A 19,238-nucleotide genomic window follows, 5' to 3' on the forward strand; every position below is an offset into this window, starting at 1 on the left:
TGCTTAATGACAATGCACCATCTGCGCATCCCGCTCATCTGCTCGCCTACCCCGCTTCATAAACTCGAGCGTCTTTCACAACGACTCGGAATCGAACTCTACATCAAGCGGGACGACCTGACCGGATTCGCAGGAGGTGGAAACAAGGGGAGAAAACTCGAATTTCTTATTTACGACGCCCTCCAAAGTGGCGCGGACACCGTTGTAACACGAGGCGCATATCAAAGTAATTTCGTTCGTCAAACTGCCGGTGTCTGCGCAATGTACGGGCTCGAATTCCATGCCGTCGTCATGCATTGGCCTTATCCCGCTCCCGGAAGAGAGACGCGACCGAAAAACTGGAGCGAACCGAAAAAAATTAGCGGAAATATGATCCTGAATCACTGGCTCGGAGCACACATTCACGTACTCCCCGATGGAACTTTTCACGAAATGGAAAATCACATGCACACCCTTGCCGAAGAATTGCGAAAAAAAGGGAAAAAAGTCTACGAAATACCAGGGGGGGGAAGCAATCCTATCGGGGCGTTGGGATATCTGATTGCGTTCGATGAACTATGCCGACAATCCCCACCGTTTGACCAAATTATCGTAGCGAGCGGAAGCGGCGGAACACAAACGGGCTTGACTTTCGCCGTCCGAAGAGCGGGAGTAAAAACGAAACTGATCGGCATATGCACGGACAACGAACCAGAAATGGTCGAAGATTTCTGCGAAATCGCGAAAGGTCTCGAGATTTTAACAGGAACGAAACTGAAACTCACCCAAGAGGATTTCGATTTGCGAATGGAATATCACGGTGGGGGATATCAAGTACCGAATTCCGAAACTCAAGAAGCCATTCGAACTCTCGCAAGAACAGAAGGCATTTTCCTCGACCCTGTTTACACCGGAAAAGCCTTTGCAGGAGTTTTAGACTTAGCGAAAAAGGGAGAATTGGAAGGGCGTACTCTGTTTTGGCATACAGGTGGTTTTCCGGTTCTCTTCGCAGAAGGACGCGAACCGGAATAATGTAGACTTGCGTAGGTGGAAAAAAACGCGGTGACTCGTCCGCACTTAGGGGTTGTCATTCCCGCTTACAACGAAGAACCTCGAATCGAAAAAACGTTGAAAAGCATCGCTGCGTTCTTCGATTCTGTTCCCTATTCTTGCGTTGCGCTCGTCGTAAGCGACGGAAGCACAGATAGAACGAACGAAATCGTACAAAAGTTTTCGGAACAAGATCATCGCTTTTCGTTGCATGCGTACACCCCGAACAGAGGAAAGGGATATGCAGTAAGAACTGGAATGCTAATGCTCGAAGCGGATTGGCTTTTGATGTGCGACGCCGATTTGGCAACTCCTATCGAGGAAGTACAAAAACTTTTCGAAGCGGGAAAGCCTGTCGTCATCGGTAGTCGCGCATTAGATAGGACGCGTATCGAGATTCATCAACCTTGGTATCGCGAATTGGCAGGCAAAGCGTTCAATCGCGTCGTTCAATGGTTTGCGATTCCCGGCATTTGGGATACGCAATGCGGCTTTAAGTTATTTTCCTACGAGGCGGCAAAAGCAATTTTTTCACGTTGCCGTCTCAATGGATTCAGTTTCGATTTCGAAGCGCTTCTTATCGCAAAAGAACTCGGTTTCGAAATCGCTGAAGTGCCTGTGCGCTGGTCTCATCAAGAAGGGTCGAAAGTGCGTTTGCTCATTGACGGTATCAAAATGCTGAAAGACTTGATTTGGCTTCGTTTGACTTTTCGTTCGAGGTTACAGAGCACTTCGCGATAAAGTCATAAATGGATTAGCCAGATATTCGTAAAGAGCCTTCTAAGATTTCGAAGGTTATGCATATTTACCGAAATGGCATATCACAAACTACGGGTCTCAATAAAACGAGCATGGGCATTTTTGCCCATGCTCTTAATCTATGTGGTGAAGGAACTAAATATGCATAAGCGTCCTATCTATTTTTACGTTCGAAAGGTCTCCCTAAAAGCGCTTGCCAACGAGTTCTCTGTTCCGGTGTCAACACTCCGAGGAGTTTTTCTTCGAGCTCTTTCCGCTGAGCCTTCATACGTTCGCGCAACTGCTCGCGTCCCTCGGGTCCTTGCGGAACATCACGCGGGGTTGTAGGACGACCGACGTTTCGATAAATCTCACGAATCTTTTCCCTTTGCTGAGGGGATAGCCCGACCTTATCTGCAATCTCTGGACGAAGTAGTGCTCTCGGTCCTTCGAGTTGTAAGGAGATTTCTTCCAAACGCTTGATTTGTTGAGGAGTGAGGACTTCCTTGATGATTCCCTCTGCTTTTTCGAGGGTTTCAGCAGGGTTGCGTCCTCTTGTTTTCTGATTCGGGTCGGGTCTCAAGGCTCGCAAACGCTCTTGAAGAGCATTCAACTGAGCAGGAGTCAGTGCTAATTCTTGCTGCACTGCCGGTCTGCGAATGAGGGCTAACGGGGTAATCGGGCGTGAAATTTCTCCCAGTGCTTTTCGTTCTCCTTTCTGTAAAGAAGCACCAGGGTCTTTTCTTTCTGCGCCACCAGGCTTTCCAGGGCCAGGAGCCTGAGCGAAAGCGAATGCCGAAGTAAGGGCACATGCAATTAGGGTCAGCCAAAGTTTGTTTTTCATGCGATACCTCCGATTGGGTCTATAGAGTATTACGTTTTTCGAATCTCAAAGTTCACCCGACGATTAGACGAAGTGACCTTTTGTGGGTTTCGCATCACTGGGCATGTCTTGCGCGGCGCGAACGAAAGTAGGGGAATGATTTTCGTGACTCAATTTATGCTTTACACAAAGTTCACCGAACAGTTCCAATCCCCGTTTATGGCTATCCTCGAATTCGTAATCCACTATTTCGATGAGATAACGTAAGCACATAGACAAGGGCAAGTTTCGTTTTTCTGCCTCTTCCTTTGCTATGGGTACTAATCTCTCGATGCCATACCGTTTTGCGCGTAAAAGCATTCCGGCAACTTTCTCGTCGAGTTTTTCTTTCCCTATCCAAAGAGCCCACACGAAAGGCAAACGAGTCATCTCTTCCCATGCAGAACCCAAATCCATGACATGCAAACCTCTATGTTCTGCGGCAAGCCCTATATCTCCTATTAGAACAGCAGCATCCGTTCGTTCGAGCATCGCTTTCAAATTCGGTGGGGCAAGAAACGTTTTTGGACGAATCCCGAATCTTTCAGCAAGGATAATTTGCGCCAGTTGATTCGAAGTCATCGAAGTTGCATCGAGAGATAAAGTCTCGATTTCTTCGAAGGATTTTTTCGAAAACAATCGAACACTCTCGATAGGACCGCGAGAACTTATGGATATAGCATCTGCTACACGCATATTTTCTTGTGAGAACGCATAAAAACTGCTTGCGAGAGATGCTGCTGTAAAATCTGATTCAATCCATCTCGCCAATTCTGTCGGAACACCTAATTGCAACTCTGCTTCGTTCATCCCGTGCGATGTCGAAAAATAAGAAATGAGCGGAACCGCATTGAGAAATGGAACACATCCTATTCGCACGGTTTCCATGAAGAGATTCATATTACCGGATTACTTCTTCGGTTCGCGAATTAAAATTACTTCGGAAGGCAAACGCTCGAGTACCTCTTCGATAGTCGCTCGGGGTTCACCTGTACGAGGGTCTGGAGGAGGAAGAGAAATAATGGAAACGATGCTGTTGCATTCTTTACAAACTTTTTCGAGCGTTGAGGCGACATTTCTGCCTCTTTCTATAACTGGATTCACTTCGAGCCCTTTACGAGAAAGAGTATCCACGGCTTGTTGGAGAATTTGCGCAGCCTTTTCTTCTTCCTCGCTACGAGGTGTATCCAATGGAAGAGCACGAGGAACCACGAGGGCATAGATTGCTTCTACGGAAAGCAAACGCATCTCGGCGATGCATGCGGCAAGTGCGATTGCATGAGAGTCCGCACCACTTCCACACAAGGAGAGCAAGAGTGTGCCTGTCGTATGTTTCTTTTTCGGTTTTTCTTCGCGAATTTCCTGAAGCAAATCTAAAGAATGTCTTGCCTCGTCTACGGTTCCCGCAATTGCCAACTCCGAGCGGATGTCGGGAACGTGCGAAATCACTTTGCGAACATGTTCAGGGACCGCAGCGACGATGATGCGTGCTTTTTTAGACTGGATGTAAACCATCATGTCATAGAATGTTTGCGCGCCCTCTTCCGTGACCTTTCGCAAGCCACTGCAATCTACGACAATTCCTTGGGGATGTTTTTTCAATAACAAACTTGCTGCAGTTTTAATAGCCTGCCATTGATTCGATGTTAAATCGCCGCTCAATTTAATGATGTCACCAACGGATTCGACTGTCATTCGTCTAAAAAGTACTTTACGTTAGTTACTACGACATTTCTCCTGCCTGCGAGTGCGAGTTTTATCGGTATCGCAGAGTTATTGTGCAATATCGCATGATACCATTTTGCAGGCACTGCCTGAGGAACGATGACCGTGAGCATGTGGTTGCGCTCCTCACCTACTGCTTCATCTATATACTCCACGAGAGGTTCTACCAGCGAGCGGTATGGCGATTCCAAAATAACCAAGGGAATGTCAGGCGCATATTTGTCCCATTCTTGTTTGAGTTTTTCCGCCATTTCGAGGTTCGGTGCGATGTGAACTGCACGACAGTCTTTGCTAAGGGTACGTGCATAGGCTATAGCATTGAGAATTCCTCTATGAATAATAGGCGGGACGAGCAAAATAACGCTGGTTTTCAGTTTTGGAACGACATCGTTTTCTGTGGGTTGTAGTTGTCTTGCCAACGAGATGTAATGTCTTTTCACTGCCCAGAAAGTGAGCAACAAAACACTGAGTGCAATCACGACCATCCATGCTCCATCGACGAACTTCGTGATTAGAATAACGAACCATACGACACCGGTAGCGGTCATTCCTATAGCGCTAATGAAAGCACCCAACAACATTTTGTTTTTTAGTTGTCTAAGTGTCATACCGGCTTGCCCTAAAGTAAACGCCGTGAAAACGCCTAATGCGTATAACGGGATGAGACGATGAGTATCCCCTTTAGCGAAAACTATCAACCCCCCCGCGAGTAATGCGAGGATAATAATACCGTTTTGATAAACGAGTCGATCGCCGAGGTTAGCGAGTTGTCTCGGTAGGTAACTATCGCGAGCGATGAAACTGCATAAGCGCGGAAAATCTGCGTAAGCGGTATTCGCAGCTAGAATGAGAATCGCCATAGTTGCAAACTGGACCGCAAAAAACGTAGCACTACCTGGACCGAAAGTTAATTCCGCAAGTTGAGCAACGACAGTCTTATAGCCCTCCTGGTCCGCAGTCATAATTCGAATAGGAAAATGCGTCGCTAACCATGTAACACCTGTAAACATGATTGTCATGATAACGCCGAGCCAAGCGAGCGCTTTGAGAGCATTTTTTGCTTCCGGCGGCTTGAATATCATAGTCCCATTTGCCAATGCTTCGATTCCGGTCAATGCTGCACAACCTGCTGCAAATGCACGTAAGAGTAACCAAAAACTCAACGCCTCGAAATGCTCCCTTCGATAAGCGATAGTCGGTCCGCCTTCGACAATTCCTGCACCCAATTTAAAAAAGCCGAGGATAATCAAACTGAACATTAAAAATACGAACGAATATATAGGTATTGCAAAGACTATCCCGCTTTCTCTTGTCCCCCTAAGATTTACAATTGTCAAAAGTAAAATTGCGGATAAACCTAACTGCACGGTATACGGTTGGATTGCAGGAAACGCCGAGACGATTGCCAAAACCCCTGCACTCACGGACACCGCCACCGTTAACGTATAATCCAAAAGCAATGCCGCCCCAGCTACTCGACCGAAAAACGAATTGAGATTATCACTCGCCACACGGTAATCTCCCCCCCCTTGAGGATAGTTGATAATCGTTCTGCTATAACTGAAAAGCACAATCAAAACTAAGAGCACAATCGCAATGCCTATATAAAGCCCATACGATAGCGCAGCCTCCCCCGCACGTGAAAGCATCACGAGGATTTCTTCCGATGCATAAGCGACACTCGAAATGTTGTCGCTTGCTAATAGCGCCAAACCGAAAAACACCCCTAATCGTTCGAAATGTGCGCGGGAAGTGGCAATCGGTGCCCCTACGATCAGCCGTTTAATCTGCGACAGAACTGGCATAAAACCTGCTTATTCTAACGCAAAACTCAACTCGCCTTCGAACGTATCGAGCATATTGGCATTCTCATCGAGGAGAAGCCAAAGTTTGGGAGGAGGCAGTCTGAGAATTCTGCGAGGATTATACGAACACGCCAGAACCGAAATAGTTTTATCGCATGCGTAATCTCGCCAAAGATTTTGAAACACGTCGAAAAGAGTAACCGCGCTTCCGCACAAAGTACCGTCCTCCGACCTCGAAGCACCGTTTTGTTTCCTTACAGTTCGACCCCACATCTCGGTTTCTGTGCCATCTGGCGTGCCGCTCAGTTTCGTACCGTCGCTTACAGCAACGATGTTTTCGATAGATTTCAATTTTAATAAGATATCCATAGCGTTTTTGCTGACGTGAATCCGGTCGTAAATGATTTCGCAATTGATATTGTTCATCCACCCGAATCCTACGCATCCCGGCTCACGATGATGAAATGGTCGCATCGCATTATAAAAATGCGTTATGCCGGACAGTCCTTTCTCGAATGCTTTTTGCATGATTTCGTAATTCGCGTCGGTATGACCTGCGTTTACGATAATCTTTTCGTTACTCAGGAACTCTATGGTTTGCAGCGCCCCCTCAAGTTCCGGTGCGAGTGTCATTACGGAGATTTTATGCAGATGCTCTGAAAAATATTCGTTGATTTCCGATATGTTCGGTTTTCGGAAAAATTGCGCAGGCTGTGCACCAGCGTATTTGTCGTTCAAGTAAGGACCTTCGAGGTGAAACCCTATCACTCCGTTTCGATTCGTCGCAGTTTTTTCTAACAGACTGCGAAGTTTCTCGAATGAAGCCGATATGGTCGTCGGGCAAAACCATTCGATTCCCGTTTTTTTCAACTCCATCGCCATCTGTTCGATATCCCCATCCATCACATCTATGCCGTTAATGCCGTGGACGTGCATATCTACCAACGCGGGAATCAAATAAGGCGCTCGAGGTTCACCAGGCAGATATCTTAATAAATGCTTTTCCTCATGAAACTCTGCTGAATGCCATTTCGGAACTTCTTTTCGAGTGTCGAACCATGTGACTTTCACAAGCGAACGTAACCTCCGGATGCTTTCGCAACCAAACCCTGAAGTTCCAAATCCGTCAACTCGGCTAAAACGACACCAGCCGGTAGTTCCAGTTGCTCGCTCAACGTATCCACGAGCAACGGTTCACGAGAAAGTCTTTGCAATATGCTCGCTTGCTGTTTCGAAAGTTTCGGTTCTTCTTTTTTGATTCGAATCTCCACACCGAGTTCATCGAAAATCTGTTCCGGAGAATATAAAAGAGTCGCTCCATCGTTGATAAGACGAAAACTTCCTCGATGCGATAAATCATCTATAGGAGCCGGCGTTACGAAAACGGGAATTCCTTGTTCGGCAGCGAACGTCGCTGTGCCGATTGCACCGCTTTTTTCCGGCGCTTGCACTACGATTACCGCGTTCGCTAAAGACGCAATGAGCATATTTCGCAACGGAAAGCGCCACCAATCCGCTTTCGTTCCTAACTCGAATTGGCTGACGAGTGCCCCTTGTGCTGTGATTCTCTCGAATAGAGAACGATTCGATGCAGGATAAACGACATCCACTCCCGAGCCCAACACCGCAATCGTTTTTCCTCCGCATTCCAATGCTCCTTCGTGCGCTTGTGCATCTATCCCATAAGCCCCCCCGCTGATAACCGTGATTCCCGCTTTCGATAAAGTATTGGAGAGTTGTCGCGCGACTGCTTTTCCGTATGTCGTCGCCTTGCGCGTTCCCACGATCGCGACTGCACACGAATTTTCTTCCACATCTCCTTCTAAAGCTAACTTGCCTTTTACATACAAAGCCAACGGTGGATAAGGTATGGCGCGCAAATTCGATAGATATTCTTCATCCTCTATGGAAATCAATCGAATGCCTTCCTGTAATTGGGGAGGAACGTAATTCTGAAGTTTCTCTCGGAATTGTTTAGGGAGTGCATGATGAACGCGCAAATCTTCTAAAGAAAAACATTCATGCTCGATTTGAGAAAAGAGTTTATGCGCTTGTTCTGTAGGCAAATCGAGATAAAGGAGTGCCTGCCAAAAACTGATTTGGCGCATTTTTCAATAAATCATGCACTCGAGGGAGTCAGAGAATCAAGGCGTATGACTTATCTGCCTCCGCCTCCATAACCACCACCGTATCCACCGCCTCCTGTTCCGCGACCGGTGTCGATAATCCTCTCTTTCGTTACAGGAAGAGTGTTATCTACGATGACGTGGAATGTGCGCATGGATACGTTTCCAGCCCAATCCGCCGCTGAGACGACAATCACTTTCCTGCCATCTGCCAAGGGGGGGTTCGAACCGGGTGTGGTGCTTCCTGGCTCGCGTATTCGCACGAAAATGTAACCGTTCGCTGGATCGTATTCGTATTTCACGTCTTGGTCGTTGAAGGTAACTCGAAGACTTTTCGACATAACGCCAGTACCTTGGTCTTCCACTCGGAAAATGAAATCCACGCCGGGCTGTCCTGAAATCGCAGAACCCATGGGGGGGGTGAGTATGGCGATCTTCGGTCCTATTTCATCTACTCCGAATTTACTGCTCCAACAAAAAACACTTCCATCTTCGGCTAATGCGTATATCGCTTCGGGTGTCACCGCCAATTCGCCTAAAACGGCGACGTAATCTGCTGGAACCATTTGCCCTCCGGCAGCACCGCCTCCACCACCGGTGGCTTCCTGTCCGCCACCGCCAGCCAGACCGGCGCCCCCACCGCCCGTGGTTACACCACCGCCACCACGGCCGCCGCCAGCGCTAGTTCCACCACCACCGCCGCCTCTACCCCCACCGAGAGAAGCGCCCCCCCCAGCTCCATAACCACCGGCTCCAGCGCCACCACTCACTGCACGCATAGTTCCCGGAAGAGGAAGAGTCGTATATTCCCAAAGAATCGGTGAATTAGGCCTTGCTGGGTCCAATAAATAAATCGTGCCGTTTCTCGTTCGAACAAGAATATTGTCTCCTACAGCTTGCGGAGGTCCACCGAGATAACCCTTCAAAGCGACGGGTTCACGGTGATAGGAACGCAGGTTAGAGTCGAAAAAGTACGCCTTCGAATCTTCCGTTAGGGCGACACCTCCTTTCGGGGTAATCGCAGGTGCAACGGCAACGACTTCCGGCAAAGTCAATGGTCTACCGATAATCATTCCGTTTCTGGGGCTAATTCGCGCAACTTGCGAGCCGGAAACGATATACAGGGAATCTCCGAAAACGAAAGGCTTTGCATCGGGATGCACCGTATGCACCCTGAGTTCCCAAACTTGCTTTTTCGAGGAGGTATGAACAGCAACCAAACGCCCCAAGGTCGTGAAAAAGACGAGATGATTCGAAACGACCACTGGTTCGCCCGCTACTGAATCCTTGATTTCATAGTCACTACTCCATGCTTTCGTGCCGTCTGCGGTATTCAAAGCAACGATTCTGTCGTCCGTCGTAAAAAGGAACGCTACACTGCCATCGATGAGAATATGTCTGGCAACTGCGCTATCGATAAACGACCATTTGAGTTTGCCGGTCTTCGCTTCGATGGCATAGGTGAGGCGATTTCCGTTCGAAACGATGACCATGTCGTCGGCAACAGCAGGGGAACTCCTAAATTCACCGGCTGGTTCGTCACCAGGTGGGAAATTCCAAATTTTCGCGCCGGTAACCGCATCCAGAGCGTAGACCCTTCTGCCCACAGGGACAATCACCATCCCGTCTTTGAACACAGGTCTTGCCGCTGGCGGAGATTCGGTTTTTCCCGTCCATCGCCAGGCTAAAGGAACAGGTCCGGCTATTGCGAAAACCGATGCCGTAAAAACCAAACAAGCAACAATCGAAAGCGTACGAGCCCTATGCATTAGAGTTACCTCCGAGGAGTTCTTTTAAAAGGTTCACGATAATTCTCAAACGAGTATAGCGCAAGAGATGTTTACGCTATGCGTCTTTACGAAAATTTGACGTTTGTTTAGCGGGTCTATGTCTCTCGTTTTTGAAGCACGTCAGTTACATTGTCTTCCTGAAGAAGAAAGAAGAAAAGAGGCTTGCAGAATCTAAAGTTCCGTCACTTCGCCATCCTTTATCTCGAATTGAACCAGAGTGCTCCCCATCTTGACTGCATATTTCCCAACCGGCATTGGCCTCACTTGGTTCGCAGCCATAACAAAGAGCTCTTTCTCACCTTTGGCGTCATAAACGTGATAGACCGTATTTCCTCCACCAGCGAAGGTTACTGCGCCAATCTTGATGCGCGTGTCGTGCCCTGCCTTGATGGGGACTTTAGCGAGAATTACATCTACTACTCTTACATCGTATTCACCCTGAGGCAACAATAGCGGCTCGGTTGTGGTTGGATGCACCTCTTCTTTTGTTCCAGCTTTGTAAACATGGAAAAACCTCGCTCCGCTATCTGTGCGTTCGGGGAACTTTGCAATCAGCCGTCCAGTGACTCCGCGAAGTTTTGAATTAGGCGTGATTTCCCAAGCTTCAGACGCTTCTTTCCCTCCTCCAGCTGGCTTTCGGAGGACACGTACTGTGTAATTGGAACCCGGTTTGGCGAGCGAGCGCACCGAGCCTGTGCCAGCTTTTAGATCCAACGAGACACGCGTACCAATGCGTAATTCTTCACCCAATACTAAGCCTGGACGTCCAACAGGTTCTGCAGGATGGTAAATCAGAAGGTACTCACCACTCCCATCAACCTGCACAAGCCCGAGCACGTCGTTGATAGGTTCGATATAGTCGAATTGCACAATGCTTAAGGGTTCTGCAAACATCGCCTTGAGCCGTGATGCCGGCTTCCCGACAGGTTCCGCTTCCGTACGAATGCCGACCGGTTCTGCTTCTGCCAACTTATTGAGCAGCGCAGCAAGCGCCTTGCTGTCCTTGATGATAGCGACCACGGTCGCGTTATCTGCACCACCCTGCGGAGCAAAATGAAGTGCGGCAATAACGCTGAACCAAGTAATCCAAGAATGCATCTTTCACCTCCAAATAGCTGAACGGGGTACTTGAGAAGCATTATATACAAAAATTATGGAAATAAGGCGTAAATTTGAGGTTTTAGCCAAAAATAAATAAAAATCTACGAATCTTTCACTTTGGGTTTCCGAGTCACATAAAAACTCTACTGGAATAGCGAGTCACAAGCTCTCTTATGTGTATTGCGGACTAGGATGCTTATTGAATTTGTGAATCATGGTGGGCCCAGGTAGATTCGAACTACCGACCTCGCCCTTATCAGGGGCGCGCTCTAACCAACTGAGCTATGAGCCCTCCCGATGTAATTCGAAAGTATACCGAGTGTGTCAATGCACCTTCGACAGGCGTTTTCTTACATACCTAGTTTACGCGCCTATTTGTGTTACACCTCGCTTCCTCGAAGCACGTGTTTTTATGCATTGTCGAATGTTTTATGCGTTGTTTTTGAAATAAGACTTGCTTCTTTTAGTGTTAACACAAACGGCTAAGGTATCCTTTTCAATCCTCGCAATGGGGGTATAGCTCAGCGGGAGAGCACCTGCTTTGCAAGCAGGGGGTCGCCGGTTCGAATCCGGCTACCTCCACCACTTTTTTTATTCTCGACTCTACTTTTCTCTACTTTATTTTGTTCATTTTTCCCTAAATTTGTTAAAATATGACGTTTGTCATAGCACGAGAAGAGCTTTGAGGTCGAAAGTATAAATGCATGAGTAGGGAGAAGCACCGAAACGTCTTTCGAAATTTGGCACCTTATGGGCTGATAAGGAATGGGTTGCTAAATGTATATAGTGCACGCCGGGCACCGCGCTTTTCGACTGTTTTTTTAGCCATCGGTTTAGTCGCTATGCTCGCAGCCACCCAGAAAGCCAGCAACGCCCAAGAGAAATTCCCTCTCGACCTTTTCGCTCAAGCAAAGCCTGAGGACTACATCGGCTCGAAGGCGTGTGAAGAGTGCCATTCCGATGAATATGCAAACTTCAGACTATCCGCTCATGCCCCTTATTCACAGGACCCTCATCTTTCTTTGGACAAACAAGGTTGTGAAGGATGCCATGGGCCGGGCAAGTTCCATCTCGACGAAAGCAATCCGCGCGTTATCGCCTATGGAGAGATAAAACCGAAAGAGGTAGCCGCTGCATGTCTGAGGTGCCATCAAACCACAATGCAAAGTCACCAGTGGAGCCGAACGGCACACGCTCAAGCGGATGTGTCATGCGTTTCTTGTCACCGCATTCATCCAGTAGCGGATGAAAAGAAACCTCATTCTTCTTTTCGCCCTTATCCCTACCCACAACCTGATAAGCGACTGCTCAAAGGGGATGAGGCTACGATGTGTTCATCGTGCCATCGAGCAGAAGCCTCGGAATTTCGCCTAAATACTCATCATCCTGTTCCCGAGGCTCGAATGGTTTGCACGGATTGTCATGAAATTCACCCCACCGACTCTGCTTCAAAGCGAATCAACTTAGTAAAAGACAAATGCGTGCGATGTCATGGAGATATCGCAGGACCTTTTGTTTATGAGCACGACCCCGTAGCAGGTTGGTCAGGTGAAGGCTGCGCGGAATGCCATAAGCCACATGGTTCACACAACCCGAGCCTGTTGAAAGGATTTTCCAGGGGGTTATGTGCTCAATGTCATACCGACAAACTCACGAACCATTACCCAGGAAACACATGCTGGACTGCGAATTGCCATGTAGCCATCCACGGTTCGAATTCCGACCCGAGGTTTTTAAGCCGATGAAAAACGAGCGACGCTGGAATATTTCTACACCCGCACGAAATGCGGGGGGGTTATTGATTGCGTTTGCAATTTCTTTGACGACATCTTTTTCGCAGGATTCCGAACAACAGCCACCAGAACCACAAAACGAAGCACAAGAGGTACAGGAAGAACCTGTCAAATATTTCTTGTCTGATATCGATTTCGGCTGGTGGGATTGGAATCTCAGGGGAAACGAAAGCGTTTTCAGAAGATACTCCACCCCCCCTCACGGATTCGCTATTCGAAAATGGAATGCTTTGTCTTTGAATGCCCCAGGAACGAACTATGTACGTTTTCAATTCAGCGGTGCTCCCTATCAAGACTACAACGCTCGATTGGACGCAGTGGGATTTTATGGCGGTACGCTTCTGGAAGCAAAACTATCGGATGCTAATTTCAAAGAAACCACGCCGCTGCCCATCGAAGTAAGCGATAGAAAAAACTTCGAAGGATATTTCCGTCAGAAAATCGGATTTGCAGGAAAGGTAACGATTCGTTATCAGGTAGATAACCAGAATCACTTTTCCGAACCACCCTCTCCCGATTTAATCCAGCGTCATCATTTATTCGATGCATCCCTTTTCAATCCGTTCGCCGGTGGACAAATCGGGTTAAGTTTCACGGATTGGACATATCGAGATAAAACGGAAGTTCTCCCCGGCATCGAGAATAAACAATTCGGCATCAACTACAACCGAATGTTCTCGAAAACTTTAGGCCTCGAAGGCTCGTTCTCACGTTCTGAAATTACCCATCCTGGGTGGGGCGACAATAAAGTAACGACGTTGTCATTCGGGGGCAATTGGGACATGGGACCCTCCACCGGACTTGCGTTTTCTGTTCGGCATGATGAACTCGATTTACCGGATGTTCAAAATGCTCGCGTACGTGAACGTTTCTCGGCAATTGCCAAATTCGTTCACCACTGGGAAAATTGGTCTTTGAATCTCGGTGTCAAACACATCGAAGAAGAGCGTTTGCGGGCAGACCAATCGTTCGTAGACGTACCGATATGGAACAGCGCCGAGGCGAGGCTGACGGGCAAACTCGGTGACGGTCTCAGACTGACTGCACGAGGATTCTTAACAAAACTAAAAAGTCAGCCGAAGTTCTTCACCGATGACGATAGACCGCTTTATTGGGACACCAAAGCGTTCGGACAAGTGAAACTCGATAAAGTCGGTGAAAACTATGCAGCCTTTATCATTTGGACGCATAAATTTCTGAAAAATGAAGAGCGATTCGTAGATAACGAAACGAACTCGTTCACGTTAGGTGGAAATTGGGACATCAATGAAAACGTCAGCGCATTTGTCGAATTTGTTCGAGAGTTCAGTCGTGTAAGCGGTGACGATACCATTCCGAATTCGGGAGCTTTAGACCAATTCTTTCCCGGAAGCAGGACGGTTTCGGCGGGCATCAATTGGATGGCAGAACAAGGCTTGTATCTATCCGCAACCTACAACGAATTCGTTACGGATAACGATAACCTATTGATGCTCCGCGACGGAAATGTAACAGGCAAGTTTTTGAATTTCTCGTTTCGCTATGTTGCACCGACGGGAAATGAAATTTCTGTTTCATTTTCTCCTTGGCAATACGAAGATGCAGTTATGAATCAAATGAATTATCGAGCGAGTGTATTCACAATTTCGGCACACTGGAAATTATAGAAAATGAAAACGGAGGATAAACCATGAAACACAAAATTATAAAATATTTACTTGCAGCTTTCGCTATCATCCCCGGTCTTGCAGCAACACTTTTCATACAAAACTGTGGCGGCGCCGGAGGACCGATAGGTGGTGGCGGCGGTGGCGAAGGTGGCGGATACGAACAAGAGTTTTGGGCACTGCTTTCCGACGAACAGAAAACGGCCACATATGTTGGTTCGGAAGCATGCAGCAACGATGCTTGTCATGATGCAGGCGCTCGCTCTTCCCTCACCTTAGCAGACCTTGGCCGAGGCTCGAGTAGAGGAGGGAGGCATTCTTCCCATTACCAAGACTGGTTGGTAACGAAACATGGGCAAAACAATGTCGGTTGCGAACGTTGCCACGGTCCTGGCAGCAAGCACGTCGCCTCGCCTTCGAAGACGAATATTTTGACTTTCCCAGGAGCGATTTCCTCTTACGTATGCGCTCAATGTCATGGCAAGACTTTCGAAGAATGGGAAGCCTCCGCACACAGCGAACTCGTCGAAACTCCGATAAACTCCGCCATTAGCAATCCTTCTGGGCAAAAAAATACTTGGTGCATCGTTTGTCATAGTGCGCTCGTTCGCACTTCGATAAGTGAAAAAGGCATAGATTTTTCGACTTTGCCGAATGAAGAGATCGTAGAGCTTGCAAAGACGACACTCGATAACTTTCCCTACACAGCAACATGCGTCGTCTGTCACGACCCGCATCGCGTCACTGGAAACCTCACGTGGGAAGGGAAAGAAGTTCAACTCAGGCATTTGGTCTTCAATACAGACACCTCTCAGATCGGTCCTGGCACTAAGCCCCCCCAATTCACTCAATTCAACCATATCTGTGCGGAATGCCACAACGGTCGAGGAACCGACCCCTCTGATACCGCGCTTCAACAAAACACCACGAGACCGAGCATGCACGACAGCAACCAATTCAATATGCTGATGGGAATCGGTGGAGTGGATAACGGAAATGTCGGAGAGGTTACAGCGCATGCAACCGCACCGGGACAGTGCAGCCATTGTCATATGGGTGATTCTCGACACACGTTCACAGTGAGTTACGATACGGGTTGTGCACCGTGTCATACAGCCGCAGACGCTGCCGCTCGTGCTTCCGCACTCAAGGACGAAATGATATACAAAACGTATGCTCTAAAAACCAGATTGGAGAATTGGGCACAAGCGACATTCGGCGATTCCAATGCGTGGGAATACACTGCAAACGGTGGGTATTCCGACCAAAGCCAAATCCCGATAGAGGTTAAGCGCGCTCGCCACAATTATTACTTCATCATCAGGGATGCATCATGGGCAATCCATAATTCCGCATACGCGAGACTGTTAATCATCGTTGCCAACGAAAATATGGATGCATTAGGCCCGAAAGCATCCGCATCCAAGAAAATGCCGAGCAAAGATGCGATGCTGCGCTCAATTCTCGAAGACGTAGCGAAAGCACGACGCGCTGACGAGATAGATAGAGATTGAAAATGTGTTACTAATGAGATTTTAAAGTGAATGAACCTTTATTAGCAGCCGCCCCCCCGTCGTGGACGCTTACGATAGGCGTCTTGGGGCGCCTCTTTATTTATTCCAGTGCAGTGTTTTCTTTCGTATCCATCCTCGCTTGGGTTTTCGCAAAGAACAACAAGCGACTCGAACGGATAGGCGCATTATCCTTCAACATCGGATGCTATTCACTTTTCGGCGCGATCCTATCGTTGGCGGTTTTATTCGTTTTCGACCGCTTCGAATTCGCTTATGTGTGGGGGCATGGCGAGTCCGCAAATCCAATACCGCTTAAAATCGCTGGAGTATGGGCAGGGCAAGAGGGCAGTTTCCTTTTATGGGCTGTCACTTCAGCGATTTTCGGAGTTCTCTCCGTCAAGAATACAGGACATTACCGTCGCTGGTACACGATTGTTTATGCATTGTTTCTTTTTGCCCTTAGTGGAATCTTAGCGTTCGAAACACCTTTTGCACTGAACCTGTTGGGCGGTCAACCCGTAGTTCCGCGCGATGGTGTCGGGTTATCACCTGCACTGCAAAATTATTGGGTCGTCGTTCACCCCCCCGTCATCTTTTTGGGATTCGGGTCGTTGACCGTTTTGTTCGCATATTCCTTCGCGGCAATGGCGACACGCGACACGGTTCATTGGATAAAAGCAGTGCGCCCTTGGGCTCTTGTTTCTTTGGCATTTGTCGGTGCAGGGTTATGCCTGGGTGGACTCTGGGCATACGAAACTTTAGGATGGGGGGGCTTTTGGGCGTGGGACCCAGTGGAAAACGCGAGCTTAGTCCCATGGATCTTTACCGCTGCTTTCGTTCACGGTGTCATGGTTCAAGTCACGAGGGGTAAATGGATCATCACGAACCTATTACTTGCCGCGATGCCATTTCTTTCTTTCATGTATGGCACATTCCTCACGCGCTCCGGTGTTTTGAGCGACGCCAGCGTGCACAGTTTCGCTGAAATGGATCGCACTGCATTGAAACTGCTAGTGGGCATTCTTTCTGCTGCATTGGTTGCATTCATCGCACTTTGGATTGCTCAACTATTCAGAGCACCGACACAAACCACAAGTCGCGAATATAAGGAGAAAGGACTACATCTCGAAGGATTTTATCGGTTCGGTGTTGCTCTTCTCGCAGCGATTGCAGTGCTCACACTCGTAGGCATGAGCGTGCCCCTGTTTATGGCATTGAAGGGAGCGAAACCAGGAATCGTCGAGGGCTTCGTTTATAATCGCGTGCTCGTTTGGCTTTTCTTTCCGTTAATGCTCGGAATGGCAACTGCACCTCTCGTTTCCTGGCGACCTCTCCCACCGAAAGAATTTTTTAAAAAGATTTATAACGTCGTTTGTGTAGCCGCCGGGATGACGGGCATTACAGCGTTAGCACTTACCGCCCTTCCGATATCGAACCGACTGCCTTTGAATAGTTCATTGACGATGCTCGGTGGATATGAAATCGGAGTCTTTCCTTTACTTATGGCGTTTCTTGCTATTCTTTATCTCGTTATCGCTGCAAATATCGTTAGGATGCTCGAACTTTTCAAAACTTCGAAGGCAGGCACAGCACCTTTTATCGTGCACATCGGAGTTGCCGTATTGATGGCAGGGCTTATCGTTTCTCAAGTATTCGAACAAAAGACACGCATTTTAATTCAAGAAGGAACACCCGCACCTGCTCTTTTCGATTATTTAATCGCATTTCGTGGACATACTTCGAACTTAACTAACCGTGATAATAAAGTTTTGTTCGACATAACGAATCATAAAGACAAATTCGTCGCGAGTCCAGGACTTTATTATTATAACGACGGTAGTGACGAGCCGAAACTCATGGTCTGGCCTTATATCGAGCGTCGTGCCCTATACGACTTTTACGTTTCTGTAAATGCGCGAGAGGCACGCGCATCGCAAGTCATCCCACTAAAGCCTGGAAATTCAATTGCTTTTCAAGGCTTTCGCCTCGAATACCGCGGGTTGGACGGACCTAAAGAAAACAAAAATTCCGATGAAATCACTGTTTCCGCAATTATTGAAGCGACTTCTCACGTAGGCTCACAAATCCTAAAACCTGCAATCCATTATTCGCCGACGAAAACAGAATCCAACTTGGTGAATTTGGGCAAATCTTACCAAGTCGAGTTGAAAGACATTGACTGGACCGATAAAACCGCATTCGTACAGATTTATTTCAAAAAACCGCTTTACTCTGTCGAGATCTTTTACAAGCCCATGACACTCCTCGTTTGGTTAGGGACAGCGATTGTCACTTTCGGCTGCCTCCTCACTGCTTGGTATAGAAGAAATGTGAGCACTTTACAAAATGTTTAGTGAAAATTGGCTGCCGCGGCTGGATTCGAACCAGCGACCCGCTGATTAACAGTCAGCTGCTCTACCACTGAGCTACGCGGCAAATCTCTTCGAAGTGCTCCTACAAAACTACCCTCGGCAAAATCCGAAACGACCTCGACATTTCGGAGAAAAGCCTTCTCACAATTATAAACGCCTTTAAGCCCTCTTTTCATCACATTCCCAAGAAAAGCAACGGAAGGGTTTTGTCGAGTCAGGGTCAGTGCTCGTTGGTCTTACAAAACCGCCGTTCCTATTTCATAGGCAAAAAATAAATCCTTACAAAAAGAAGTAAGGGCTTATAAACTAAACACAGATGCTACCGAATACGAAAATCACCCCTCAAAGTGTTGCTCTGTGTTATTGCTTAGGGTAAGATAGCGAATCCATCCTCTCTGTCCCTTTTCGAAATGGGACCGGAGACCATAGGGAGGAAAAATGACGAACAATTTACGCGCGTACGAGGCTCTTTACATTGTCCCGGCTAACCTCACCGAGGAAGCGCTCCAGTCTATCCTGGAAAAGCATTCTCGCGTTATCGAGGAGCAGGGTGGTAAAGTCCAAAAGGCGGAAGTTTGGGATAAACGAAAGCTGGCTTACCCCATCAAAGGCAATACCGAGGGGAATTATTTGCTTTTGGAATTCCAGGCTCCTCCACACGTACCTTCGGAACTGAGAAGGATTTTTCGAATCAGTGACGAAGTGATACGCGCAAGAATCTTCAAAAAAGAGTGAAA

15 protein-coding genes and 3 tRNA genes are annotated in these 19,238 nt (G+C 47.8%); 8 read left to right on the plus strand and 10 right to left on the minus strand.

The window, feature by feature from the left end; all coding sequences use genetic code 11:
* Positions 1–6 precede the first annotated feature (6 nt).
* Positions 7–1,011 carry a D-cysteine desulfhydrase family protein gene (locus VNK96_02305; GenBank protein ID HWP30547.1) on the plus strand — a complete coding sequence of 335 codons (1,005 nt, stop codon included), beginning with the start codon at positions 7–9 and terminating at the stop codon, positions 1,009–1,011.
* Between the two features lie 30 nt (positions 1,012–1,041).
* Positions 1,042–1,770 (plus strand): dolichyl-phosphate beta-glucosyltransferase, encoded by a 729-nt coding sequence (locus VNK96_02310; GenBank protein ID HWP30548.1) that lies wholly within the window; start codon positions 1,042–1,044, stop codon positions 1,768–1,770.
* 172 nt (positions 1,771–1,942) lie between these two features.
* On the opposite strand, the gene VNK96_02315 is transcribed toward VNK96_02310, so the two are convergent.
* From VNK96_02315 to VNK96_02355, 9 genes are all read right to left on the minus strand, one after another.
* Positions 1,943–2,611: a hypothetical protein gene (locus VNK96_02315; GenBank protein ID HWP30549.1), complete on the minus strand. Its 669-nt coding sequence runs from the start codon at positions 2,609–2,611 to the stop codon at positions 1,943–1,945.
* Positions 2,612–2,674: 63 nt separating this feature from the next.
* Positions 2,675–3,529: a menaquinone biosynthesis protein gene (locus VNK96_02320; protein ID HWP30550.1), complete on the minus strand. Its 855-nt coding sequence runs from the start codon at positions 3,527–3,529 to the stop codon at positions 2,675–2,677.
* A gap of 9 nt (positions 3,530–3,538) precedes the next feature.
* Positions 3,539–4,324 (minus strand): STAS domain-containing protein, encoded by a 786-nt coding sequence (locus tag VNK96_02325; protein ID HWP30551.1) that lies wholly within the window; start codon positions 4,322–4,324, stop codon positions 3,539–3,541.
* A complete protein-coding gene (locus tag VNK96_02330) occupies positions 4,321–6,159 on the minus strand; it encodes an APC family permease (protein HWP30552.1) in 1,839 nt (612 codons plus the stop codon). The genes VNK96_02325 and VNK96_02330 overlap by 4 nt, the downstream gene beginning before the upstream one ends.
* A 9-nt stretch (positions 6,160–6,168) precedes the next feature.
* Complete coding sequence (locus VNK96_02335) at positions 6,169–7,230, minus strand: hypothetical protein (protein HWP30553.1); 1,062 nt, start codon at positions 7,228–7,230, stop codon at positions 6,169–6,171.
* Positions 7,227–8,267 (minus strand): DNA-processing protein DprA, encoded by a 1,041-nt coding sequence (gene dprA, locus VNK96_02340; GenBank protein ID HWP30554.1) that lies wholly within the window; start codon positions 8,265–8,267, stop codon positions 7,227–7,229. The genes VNK96_02335 and dprA overlap by 4 nt, the downstream gene beginning before the upstream one ends.
* A 50-nt stretch (positions 8,268–8,317) precedes the next feature.
* Complete coding sequence (locus VNK96_02345; protein ID HWP30555.1) at positions 8,318–10,054, minus strand: PQQ-binding-like beta-propeller repeat protein; 1,737 nt, start codon at positions 10,052–10,054, stop codon at positions 8,318–8,320.
* 192 nt (positions 10,055–10,246) lie between these two features.
* Positions 10,247–11,173 (minus strand): hypothetical protein, encoded by a 927-nt coding sequence (locus VNK96_02350; GenBank protein HWP30556.1) that lies wholly within the window; start codon positions 11,171–11,173, stop codon positions 10,247–10,249.
* Positions 11,174–11,391: 218 nt separating this feature from the next.
* Positions 11,392–11,468, minus strand: a tRNA-Ile gene (locus VNK96_02355).
* Between the two features lie 218 nt (positions 11,469–11,686).
* Here VNK96_02355 and VNK96_02360 point away from each other — a divergent pair.
* The 5 genes from VNK96_02360 (at position 11,687) to ccsA (ending at position 18,483) form a co-directional block, all read left to right on the plus strand.
* Positions 11,687–11,761 (plus strand) — tRNA-Ala (locus tag VNK96_02360).
* A 119-nt stretch (positions 11,762–11,880) separates the two neighbouring features.
* A complete protein-coding gene (locus VNK96_02365) occupies positions 11,881–12,921 on the plus strand; it encodes a cytochrome c3 family protein (protein ID HWP30557.1) in 1,041 nt (346 codons plus the stop codon).
* Positions 12,918–14,615, plus strand: a complete 1,698-nt coding sequence (locus tag VNK96_02370) for a hypothetical protein (protein HWP30558.1) — start codon at positions 12,918–12,920, stop codon at positions 14,613–14,615. Before VNK96_02365 ends, VNK96_02370 begins: the two co-directional genes overlap by 4 nt.
* A 23-nt stretch (positions 14,616–14,638) precedes the next feature.
* Positions 14,639–16,129: a hypothetical protein gene (locus VNK96_02375; GenBank protein ID HWP30559.1), complete on the plus strand. Its 1,491-nt coding sequence runs from the start codon at positions 14,639–14,641 to the stop codon at positions 16,127–16,129.
* Between the two features lie 26 nt (positions 16,130–16,155).
* On the plus strand, positions 16,156–18,483 hold the full coding sequence (gene ccsA / locus VNK96_02380) for a cytochrome c biogenesis protein CcsA (protein ID HWP30560.1): 2,328 nt from the start codon (positions 16,156–16,158) through the stop codon (positions 18,481–18,483).
* 7 nt (positions 18,484–18,490) lie between these two features.
* On the opposite strand, the gene VNK96_02385 is transcribed toward ccsA, so the two are convergent.
* Positions 18,491–18,565, minus strand: a tRNA-Asn gene (locus VNK96_02385).
* 374 nt (positions 18,566–18,939) lie between these two features.
* Between VNK96_02385 and rpsF the strand changes: the two genes are divergently transcribed.
* On the plus strand, positions 18,940–19,236 hold the full coding sequence (rpsF, locus tag VNK96_02390; GenBank protein HWP30561.1) for a 30S ribosomal protein S6: 297 nt from the start codon (positions 18,940–18,942) through the stop codon (positions 19,234–19,236).
* The last annotated feature ends 2 nt before the right edge of the window (positions 19,237–19,238 follow it).

It is taken from the genome of Fimbriimonadales bacterium, from assembly GCA_035559795.1.
Lineage (GTDB): Bacteria > Armatimonadota > Fimbriimonadia > Fimbriimonadales > ATM1 > DATMAR01.

What these genes read in the sequence shown, in the direction of transcription:
- VNK96_02305 (HWP30547.1), top strand. Translation starts at nt 7, where the DNA reads ATGACAATGCACCATCTGCGCATCCCGCTCATCTGCTCGCCTACCCCG.
- VNK96_02315 (HWP30549.1), bottom strand. Translation starts at nt 2,611, where the DNA reads ATGAAAAACAAACTTTGGCTGACCCTAATTGCATGTGCCCTTACTTCG.
- VNK96_02320 (HWP30550.1), bottom strand. Translation starts at nt 3,529, where the DNA reads ATGAATCTCTTCATGGAAACCGTGCGAATAGGATGTGTTCCATTTCTC.
- VNK96_02325 (HWP30551.1), bottom strand. Translation starts at nt 4,324, where the DNA reads ATGACAGTCGAATCCGTTGGTGACATCATTAAATTGAGCGGCGATTTA.
- VNK96_02330 (HWP30552.1), bottom strand. Translation starts at nt 6,159, where the DNA reads ATGCCAGTTCTGTCGCAGATTAAACGGCTGATCGTAGGGGCACCGATT.
- dprA (HWP30554.1), bottom strand. Translation starts at nt 8,267, where the DNA reads ATGCGCCAAATCAGTTTTTGGCAGGCACTCCTTTATCTCGATTTGCCT.
- VNK96_02345 (HWP30555.1), bottom strand. Translation starts at nt 10,054, where the DNA reads ATGCATAGGGCTCGTACGCTTTCGATTGTTGCTTGTTTGGTTTTTACG.
- VNK96_02350 (HWP30556.1), bottom strand. Translation starts at nt 11,173, where the DNA reads ATGCATTCTTGGATTACTTGGTTCAGCGTTATTGCCGCACTTCATTTT.
- VNK96_02365 (HWP30557.1), top strand. Translation starts at nt 11,881, where the DNA reads ATGAGTAGGGAGAAGCACCGAAACGTCTTTCGAAATTTGGCACCTTAT.
- VNK96_02370 (HWP30558.1), top strand. Translation starts at nt 12,918, where the DNA reads ATGAAAAACGAGCGACGCTGGAATATTTCTACACCCGCACGAAATGCG.
- VNK96_02375 (HWP30559.1), top strand. Translation starts at nt 14,639, where the DNA reads ATGAAACACAAAATTATAAAATATTTACTTGCAGCTTTCGCTATCATC.
- rpsF (HWP30561.1), top strand. Translation starts at nt 18,940, where the DNA reads ATGACGAACAATTTACGCGCGTACGAGGCTCTTTACATTGTCCCGGCT.